Origin of the sequence: Pseudomonas sp. K5002, assembly GCF_013386655.1 — a bacterium.
Classification (GTDB): domain Bacteria; phylum Pseudomonadota; class Gammaproteobacteria; order Pseudomonadales; family Pseudomonadaceae; genus Aquipseudomonas.
This window is the reverse complement of record NZ_JACARK010000133.1, coordinates 1-8770: the sequence shown is the minus strand read 5'-3', so window position 1 is coordinate 8770 and position 8770 is coordinate 1. Positions and strand designations below refer to the sequence as shown.

At 59.0% G+C, this 8770-nt stretch carries 7 protein-coding genes; 3 read left to right on the top strand and 4 right to left on the bottom strand.

All coding sequences use genetic code 11. From position 1 onward, the window contains the following. Positions 1-2581 (bottom strand): bifunctional proline dehydrogenase/L-glutamate gamma-semialdehyde dehydrogenase PutA (putA, locus tag HX846_RS07960; RefSeq protein ID WP_178965220.1); only part of this gene is annotated, 2581 nt, incomplete at its 3' end. A 29-nt stretch (positions 2582-2610) separates the two neighbouring features. On the opposite strand from putA, the gene HX846_RS07955 reads away from it, so the two are divergent. Further along, the gene (locus tag HX846_RS07955; RefSeq protein ID WP_158244062.1) at positions 2611-2901 is read left to right on the top strand and encodes a hypothetical protein; all 291 of its coding nucleotides are present in this window, start codon (positions 2611-2613) and stop codon (positions 2899-2901) included. Positions 2902-3039: 138 nt separating this feature from the next. Continuing rightward, positions 3040-4524 (top strand): sodium/proline symporter PutP, encoded by a 1485-nt coding sequence (putP, locus tag HX846_RS07950; protein ID WP_177022510.1) that lies wholly within the window; start codon positions 3040-3042, stop codon positions 4522-4524. 640 nt (positions 4525-5164) lie between these two features. On the opposite strand, the gene HX846_RS07945 is transcribed toward putP, so the two are convergent. The 3 genes from HX846_RS07945 to HX846_RS07935 all read right to left on the bottom strand — a co-directional run bounded on the left by HX846_RS07945 (position 5165) and on the right by HX846_RS07935 (position 7226). Further along, positions 5165-5554, bottom strand: coding sequence for a hypothetical protein (locus HX846_RS07945; protein WP_178965219.1), 390 nt, complete (start codon positions 5552-5554; stop codon positions 5165-5167). Further along, positions 5544-6491, bottom strand: a complete 948-nt coding sequence (locus HX846_RS07940; RefSeq protein WP_178965218.1) for a hypothetical protein — start codon at positions 6489-6491, stop codon at positions 5544-5546. The genes HX846_RS07945 and HX846_RS07940 overlap by 11 nt, the downstream gene beginning before the upstream one ends. A gap of 240 nt (positions 6492-6731) precedes the next feature. Next, positions 6732-7226, bottom strand: coding sequence for a DUF2165 family protein (locus HX846_RS07935; RefSeq protein WP_008439179.1), 495 nt, complete (start codon positions 7224-7226; stop codon positions 6732-6734). Between the two features lie 188 nt (positions 7227-7414). Here HX846_RS07935 and tssI point away from each other — a divergent pair. Beyond that, positions 7415-8770, top strand: a 1356-nt coding sequence (gene tssI, locus HX846_RS07930; RefSeq protein ID WP_178965217.1) for a type VI secretion system tip protein TssI/VgrG, incomplete at its 3' end; no start/stop codon positions are given.

Sequence of the window (8770 nt, the reverse complement as noted above, 5' to 3'; positions counted from 1 at the left end):
GCAAGCGCGCAACCTCGGTGGAGCCGGTGAACATCACGCCCTTGACGCGATCATCACCCACCAGGCGCGCACCGACGGTTTCGCCCTGGCCCGGCAGCAGTTGCAGCATGCCTTCCGGAATCCCGGCTTCCAGCAGCAGGCGCACGGCTTGTGCGGCCACCAGCGGTGTTTGCTCGGCAGGCTTGGCCAGTACCGGGTTGCCGGCGGCCAGTGCAGCGGCGACCTGGCCACTGAAGATCGCCAGCGGGAAGTTCCACGGGCTGATGCACACCACCGGGCCCAGCGGGCGGTGAGCGTCGTTGGTGAAATCGTTGCGAGCCTGCACCGCGTAGTAACGCAGGAAGTCCACGGCTTCACGCACTTCGGCGATGGCGTTGGCGAAGGTCTTGCCGGCTTCGCGGGCCAGCAGGCCCATCAGCGGCTGGATCTCGCCTTCCATCAGGTCGGCGGCACGTTCCAGGATCGCGGCGCGTTCGGCGGGCGGGGTGGCCTGCCAGATTGGCGCAGCGTTCAGGGCGCACTGGATGGCGTTGTCGACGTCTTCGGCAGTTGCTTCCTGTACGTGGCCGACGACGTCACGCAGATCCGACGGGTTCAACACCGGTGCAGTCGCTTCATTGCTGGAAGCGCAACCGAGCATCGGCGCGGCTTTCCAGTTGTTATGCGCGGTAGCCAGCAAGGCGCAGGACAGCGACGCCAGGCGGTGTTCGTTGGCCAGGTCGATACCGGCGGAGTTGGCGCGCTCGGCACCATACAGGTCACGCGGCAGCGGGATACGCGGGTGCGGCAGGCCGAAGCCGCCTTCCAGCGTCGCCATCTGCTCGATGCTGGCCACTGGATCGGCCACCAGCTCCTGGATCGAGATGGATTGGTCGGCAATACGGTTGACGAACGAGGTGTTGGCGCCGTTTTCCAGCAAGCGACGCACCAGGTAAGCCAGCAGTGTTTCGTGGGTGCCGACGGGTGCGTACACGCGGCACGGACGGTTCAGCTTGCCTTCGGAGACCTTGCCTACAACCTGCTCGTACAGAGGCTCGCCCATGCCGTGCAGGCATTGGAACTCGTACTGGCCGGGGTAATAGTTCTGACCGGCAATATGGTAAATCGCCGACAAGGTGTGAGCGTTGTGGGTGGCGAACTGCGGGTAGATAACTTCCGGTACCGAAAGCAGTTTGCGTGCGCAGGCAATGTAGGAAACGTCGGTGTACACCTTGCGGGTGTACACCGGATAGCCTTCCAGGCCTTCGACCTGGGCGCGCTTGATTTCGCTGTCCCAGTACGCGCCTTTTACCAGGCGGATCATCAGGCGGTGGCGGCTGCGGCGTGCCAGGTCGATCACGTAGTCGATCACATACGGGCAACGCTTCTGGTAAGCCTGGATCACAAAACCGATACCGTTCCAGCCGGTCAGTTGCGGCTCGAAGCACAGTCGTTCCAGCAGGTCGAGGGACAGCTCCAGGCGATCGGCTTCTTCGGCGTCGATGTTCAAACCGATATCGTATTGCTTGGCCAGCAGGGTCAGCGACAGCAGGCGCGGGTACAGCTCGTCCATCACGCGCTCGTACTGCGCACGGCTGTAACGCGGGTGCAGGGCCGAGAGCTTGATGGAAATGCCCGGGCCTTCATAAATCCCGCGACCGTGGGACGCCTTGCCGATCGAGTGGATGGCTTGTTCGTACGAGGCCAGGTATTTCTGGGCGTCATGTTCGGTAAGTGCGGCTTCACCGAGCATGTCGTAGGAATAGCGGAAGCCCTTGGCTTCGAACTTGCTCGCATTGGCCAGGGCTTCGGCGATGGTTTCGCCGGTGACGAACTGCTCGCCCATCAGGCGCATGGCCATGTCGACGCCCTTGCGGATCATCGGCTCGCCGCTCTTGCCGATGATGCGGCTCAGGGACGAGGTCAGGCCGGCTTCGTTGTGGGTCGCGACCAGTTTGCCGGTCAGCAACAGGCCCCAGGTGGCGGCGTTGACGAACAGCGACGGGCTGTTGCCCAGGTGCGGGTGCCAGTTGCCGGTGCTGATCTTGTCGCGGATCAGTGCGTCGCGGGTGCCCTTGTCCGGGATGCGCAGCAGCGCTTCGGCGAGGCACATCAGCGCTACGCCTTCCTGGGACGACAGGGAGAATTCCTGCAGCAGGCCCTGGACGATGCCTGCACGGCCGCCGGCGCTTTTCTGATTGCGCAGTTTCTCGGCGATCGAAGAGGCGACCTTGTTGGTGGCCTCGGCCATTGCCGCGGGCAGGCGAGCCTGCTCGATCAGCATCGGCACCACTTCCGGCTCCGGGCGACGGTAGGCGGCGGTGATCGAGGCGCGCAGTACGGATTGCGGCAGGATGCTTTCGGCAAATTCCAGGAAGCACTGGTGGGCGTGGTCGGTCTGGACCTCGCCGGCTTCTTCCGCGTCCTTGCTGCCCAGGCCGTTGAGCTCGGCCAGGGTTGCACCACCCTCGAGTTTCTCCAGGTAATTGAAAATCGCCTGCTTGATCAGCCAGTGCGGCGTGCGATCAATGGAGGTCGCGGCCGCCTTCAGGCGCTCGCGGGTCGGGTCGTCAAGTTTGACCCCAAGGGTGGTCGTAGCCATCTTTTTATCCTCATGGGTGCCACTACTGCGTGGCATCAGCTGGCGGCAAGATTAGCTTTGCGCCGAGAGAGGTGCAACCGGGTGCAACCCTTTTTATCCATGAATTTTTTGATGCTGATCGGGAAAAATTATCGTCACAGCCGAATCGGCTGCGCCTTGGTGCATTTGCTTCTGACTTTGGCTGCTCTTGCTCCGAAAAGGAGCAAAAACACGGTGTTTTCCACAAAAAACATCGAGGTGCAACTTATTCTCAAGAAACTGGTTGCACCTTATTTGCTTTGTTGAATAGCATTCGCGCCCAAGGTGCAACCTCTTACTGACGGTTCATCGGCTGATGGCTTTCCTGGGGAAACGTCAGTCATAAATGCGCGGCGCCAGGCTTCGTCTATCCACTAGCAAAGTGGATGGCCGTCCGGACAGACCGCCGCTACATAAAAACAAAGCCAGGGCGTAACTCAATGAGCGTAAGTAATCCTACCCTGATCACATTTGTGATCTATATCGCTGCCATGGTGCTGATCGGCTTCATGGCCTATCGCTCCACCAACAACCTTTCCGACTACATCCTCGGCGGTCGCAGCCTCGGCAGCGTGGTTACCGCGCTTTCGGCCGGTGCCTCGGACATGAGCGGCTGGTTGCTGATGGGCTTGCCCGGCGCGATCTACATGTCTGGCCTGTCGGAAAGCTGGATCGCCATCGGCCTGATCGTCGGTGCCTACCTGAACTGGCTGTTTGTAGCCGGCCGCCTGCGGGTGCAGACCGAGCACAACGGCGACGCCCTGACCCTGCCGGATTACTTCTCGAGCCGTTTCGAAGATAAAAGCGGCCTGCTGCGAATCATCTCTGCGGTGGTGATCCTGGTGTTCTTCACCATCTACTGCGCTTCCGGCATCGTGGCTGGCGCCCGTCTGTTTGAAAGCACCTTCGGCATGTCCTACGAGACCGCGCTGTGGGCCGGTGCTGCCGCGACCATTGCCTACACCTTCGTCGGTGGTTTCCTGGCCGTGAGCTGGACCGACACCGTGCAAGCCACGCTGATGATCTTCGCCTTGTTGCTGACCCCGATCATCGTGCTGCTGGCCACCGGTGGCGTCGACACCACCTTCCTGGCGATCGAAGCGCAGAACCCTGACAACTTCAACATGCTGAAAAACACCACCTTCATCGGCATCATTTCGCTGATGGGCTGGGGCCTGGGTTACTTCGGCCAGCCGCACATCCTCGCGCGCTTCATGGCGGCGGATTCGGTGAAATCGATTGCCAAGGCGCGCCGCATCTCCATGACCTGGATGATCCTGTGCCTGGGCGGCACCGTGGCGGTGGGCTTCTTCGGTATCGCCTACTTCTCGGCGCACCCGGAAGTCGCCGGTCCCGTGACCGAGAACCACGAGCGTGTGTTCATCGAGCTGGCCAAGCTGCTCTTCAACCCATGGATTGCCGGTGTGCTGCTGTCGGCCATCCTGGCGGCGGTAATGAGCACCCTGAGCTGCCAGTTGCTGGTGTGCTCCAGTGCCCTCACCGAAGACTTCTACAAAACCTTCCTGCGTAAAAACGCCTCCCAGGTCGAGCTGGTATGGGTCGGTCGCGCCATGGTGCTGTTGGTGGCGCTGATTGCCATCGCCATGGCCGCCAACCCGGAAAACCGCGTACTGGGCCTGGTGAGCTACGCCTGGGCCGGTTTCGGTGCTGCGTTCGGTCCTGTGGTACTGATCTCCGTACTGTGGAAAGGCATGACGCGTAATGGCGCATTGGCCGGCATCCTGGTGGGTGCGATCACCGTGATCGTGTGGAAGCACTTCAGCCTGTTTGGCCTGTACGAAATCATCCCGGGCTTCATCTTCGCCAGCCTGGCGATCTACTTCGTGAGCAAGCTGGGCGCTCCGACGGCTGGCATGCTTCAGCGGTTTGACGCAGCCGAGGCGGATTACAACCTCAACAAGTAATCGGCGGGGGCTTGAATGCCCGCTGAAGTGAAAACGGCCCGCATCTTTTTTGGATGACGGGCCTTTTCTATGGGGTTAAAAAATCGCAGTTTTTACAGTTTCAGGTAGTAGTAAAGGTAGAAGGTTAACGCCGATATTATCCACAGTCGTCCGAAAATAGCTGTGCAGTGAAGTAGGCATTTCATGCCTTTCGGAAAGTCTCGTACTTGCTGTACATCGATGATGCCGCGTCTTGCGTTTCGTTTGGTAAACACGAGTGCCGCATAGACCGCGCTGAGTCTTAGCATTCTGCCTCGCGGTGAGCTTCCCCAGAAGCCACTATGGAATTCCACAAGGCGACACTTGTTTAGATGGCGCTCCATTACCTCAAGTTTTCGATACGCAAGGAGAAATCCGAAAATACCGTAAGCAATCATCAACAAGGAGGAGCCTATTAGTATCAGGTCTTTCAAGGGTTGCTGGAGGACGTAATCAATGTTCATACAAAAGATCTCCCATTTTTTCACCAGCAATCCCAAGCAGACTGCCTCCGGCAGCGCCTCCAATACCGCCAGCTATCAATAGGCAGCCTAATGACCCAGGACCCGTTGTGGGAGCCAATACGAGAAAGCACAGGCAACCATATCTCGCAGTGTTGTTTTCACAGGTTCAGATGATCACTGAAGTAAACGGCTATCCACCCTGTCACCCCGGTTATGCCAAAAAAGCTCATCCCGCTAAAGATGGCTTTCAGGCCGCGCGGAAAGGCTTGGACCTGCCGCAAGTCAATAGCGCCGCGTCTCGAGTTCCATCCTGGCAGCGCAATGGCCACATGGACGACGCATAGTCTGATCATTCGCCCTCGCAGGGAGTTAGCCCAGAAGCGTCGATGGGCGGCTACCAAGCGGCAGTTATCCAAAAGGCCCTCCATGAACTCCAGTTTTCGGTAGGCCAGGAATACACCGATAATGACGCAAGCAATGACTGCAAGGGACGAGCCCATCGCTAGCTGGGTTTTCACTGGAAGATTGAGAAAGTAGTCAATATTCATAAATGGCTTCTCCGATCTCCTCTCCTGCAGCTCCACCAAGGCTGCCGAATGCTGCTCCACTGGCACCGCTCGCGATTAATATGCAGCTCAGCGCGAGCGGGCCAGTGGTGGGCGTCAGTACCGCGACGCATAATGCTGTTCCCAAGTAGCCTCCGATTAACCCACCTGCCACCCCACCCGCCAACTTCCCCACTTCCACGTATTTCGCCTTCCTGCACTGCTCTTCCCTCCCTGTAGAGCAAGCCTCCCTGATTTCCAGCGCCGACGCCGTGGTGCTCAGCGCAATGCCCAGTGGCGTTCCATTTTTCAGCAGCTTGGCGGTCTTTGAAACCCGCGCAATCGTTTCGGCATATCGGTTGATTTCCCCGGTATGCAGATAGCTTCGGGTGGATATCCCGAGCATTTTCTTGATCGATCCCTCATTGCGCAAGTGAGTGCCATAACGTGCAAAGCCGCGCATTTGCGCTTCCAGTTTGGCGAACAGGGTTTGGCGTCGAGCCAGGAAGTCGTTCCGTACGACGCCGCCACCTTGGCGCAGCGACTGTTTATGCAGGGCATCAATGTCCTCGAGCGTTTTACCAATGTCCTGCAAATGCCGACTCCAGGCGTCACCCGCCGTACCTATTCCGAGCGAGGTGTAGCCCAGTATTTTTTGCAGCAGGTCGTAGTTGTGCAGGGCGAAGGTATCGCTGCCTTCGGCCATAACGCTATGTCGAATATTCCAGGCGGTGCTCATCAAGCGGGACTCTTCCAGGGTGCAGGCCGCCGTCGAGTCATCGCCTATGATCACCAACTGGCCGGGTAGAACAACAACATTGCGAATGTGACTGTTAAGTACGTCGAACTTGGCCTGCGCGTGTTTGCCCAGGCGCAGCCTGGCCTTGAGTTCCACTGAGGTTTGTTGCCGTTCATTGATGAATGCATAGGGCTGAGGCATTGGGGCGTCCTCAGCAGTCTTTATGGATGATGGGGGTGTTCAGGGCGTGATGGTTGTTGCGTGCCATGTATGCGGTCCTTTCCGAAGGGAGATGGCACCGCAATTTAAGGGCTCGCCTGGTGGCTGTGAGCGTTGAATGTGAGGCGGTTTTTATACTTTGGGAAAAGGGTTACAAACTACCGTCAGCTATCTGACAGTAGTTTGTGAAAGGGCATCCACCGATTTTGAATTCGTGGTTTTTCAGTCGTGGTCAGTGTCCGGCTGGTTGAGAAAAATCAGCACACCCAGGATCGCCATATAGAACTTGAACGCCGCTTCCTGGCCGTTCCACTGATGGGATTGCCACATCAGGAACCACTCGCCGCCGATCACCATAAAGCCGAAGAACCACACCACAAAACCCAGGGTCAGCCCGACGATTGCGCTTTTCTTGGCGCGATTGAAGTCGATACCTGTGGCACGACGAGCCCGCCACAAGGCCAGTGCTCCACGCGCCAGCAGCACGGCCGTCAGGGCTTCACCGGCGATGATCAGCCAATATGCACCGTGCCACAGCCATGGGGTGGTGATGGCGCGATACATCGCGGCGTTGCCGGGGAAGGTGGTGTCCATGCTCAGCACATGTTTGACGAAGGCAAAGTTGGAGCCGTAGTCGGTGATGTTGCTGAAGGCCACGAGTGTGGCGAAGGCTGCCAGGGCAAGGGTCAGGACGATTTTTGCGTAGCGGGTGGCCATGTTTTTTCCATTGTCATGGGGCGACGGGGGACGAATACGCTAGCACGCTGGTGGTAGGGCTTCGATGCCTGATACATGAAGATTAAAGCGCCTGCGATGTAGGGATTTACTGATTTGCCTGCAGCGCACTCAGCTCGGCAAACAGCTGGTGCAGAATCGGCCACCCACTACTCGCAGAGAAACACCGGATGTTCGCTCCTGCCAATCAAAGTGCCTTTAGCCTGACCCTCGACGGTGTGCCCAGTGATCTCAAGGTACGTGAGTTCACGGGCGATGAATTCGTCAGCCTGCCCTATCGTTTTGACCTTGAACTGGTCAGCGAGCAACCCGACCTTGACCTGGAAAGCTTGATGCATCGCCAGGCGTTCCTGGGGTTTGATGCGCATGGCCATGGTATTCATGGCCAGGTCTATCGGGTGGCGCAAGGCGACTCGGGCAAGCGCCTGACGCGTTATCAGATCACGCTGGTTCCGCGGTTGGCTTATCTTGAGCACAGCGCTCACCAGCGGATTTTCCAGAACCGGACGGTGCCGCAGATCATTGCACTGGTGCTGGAAGGGCAGGGTATCCAGGCGGATGCCTTCTCGTTTCAACTGAGCGGGGTGTACCCCGAGCGTGAGTACTGCGTTCAGTTTGGCGAAACCGATCTGGCGTTCATCCAGCGCTTGTGCGCCGAGTCGGGCATTCACTACCACTTCCAGCATCACCCCGAGCGCCACCTTTTGGTGTTCGGCGATGACCAGAGCGTGTTCGCCCAGCCTGAGCAAGCCACTCAATACGCGGCGGGTTCGGGGATGGTTGCCGACACGCCGGTGATCAAGCGTTTTACCCTGCGGTTGCAGACCCGTACCACCGATGTGAAACTGCGGGACTACGACTTCAGAAAGCCACGCCTGAGCTTGGAAAGCACGGTGTCCGGCGGCCAGCGTCCCATGCTGGAGGAACAGTGTTATCCCGGGAATTTTACGGATCGCGCTCATGGTAAATACCTGGCGCAACGTAGGTTGGAGCGCCATCGCGGTGACTTTCGCCAGGCCAGTGGCCATAGCGACCAGCCGTCCCTGGTCAGCGGGCAGTTCCTGAGGATGGAAGGGCATCCTCGCCAGGAATGGAATGATTTGTGGCTGGTCACCCAGGTGACGCATGCAGGGCGCCAGCCTCAGGTGCTGGAGGAGTCGGCCATCGACGCCTCAGGTGATGAATCGGCTCAGGGCTACAGCAATCACTTTGTCGTAACGCCATGGGAGGTGCCGTTTCGAACACCGCTGCTGGTATCGCGACCGCCGGTGTCTGGCTATCAAAACGCCGTGGTTACAGGGCCGGCAGGCAGCGAGATCCATTGTGACGAGTATGGCCGGGTCAAGGTGCAGATGGCCTGGGATCGCGCCGGGGAGCACGACGAACATTCCAGTTGCTGGCTGCGGGTGGCCAGTGGCTGGGCCCATGAGCACTACGGCTCGGTGTTGATCCCGCGGGTGGGCATGGAGGTGCTGGTGGGTTTCGTCGACGGCGACGCCGACACGCCGCTGGTGGTCGGTTGCCTG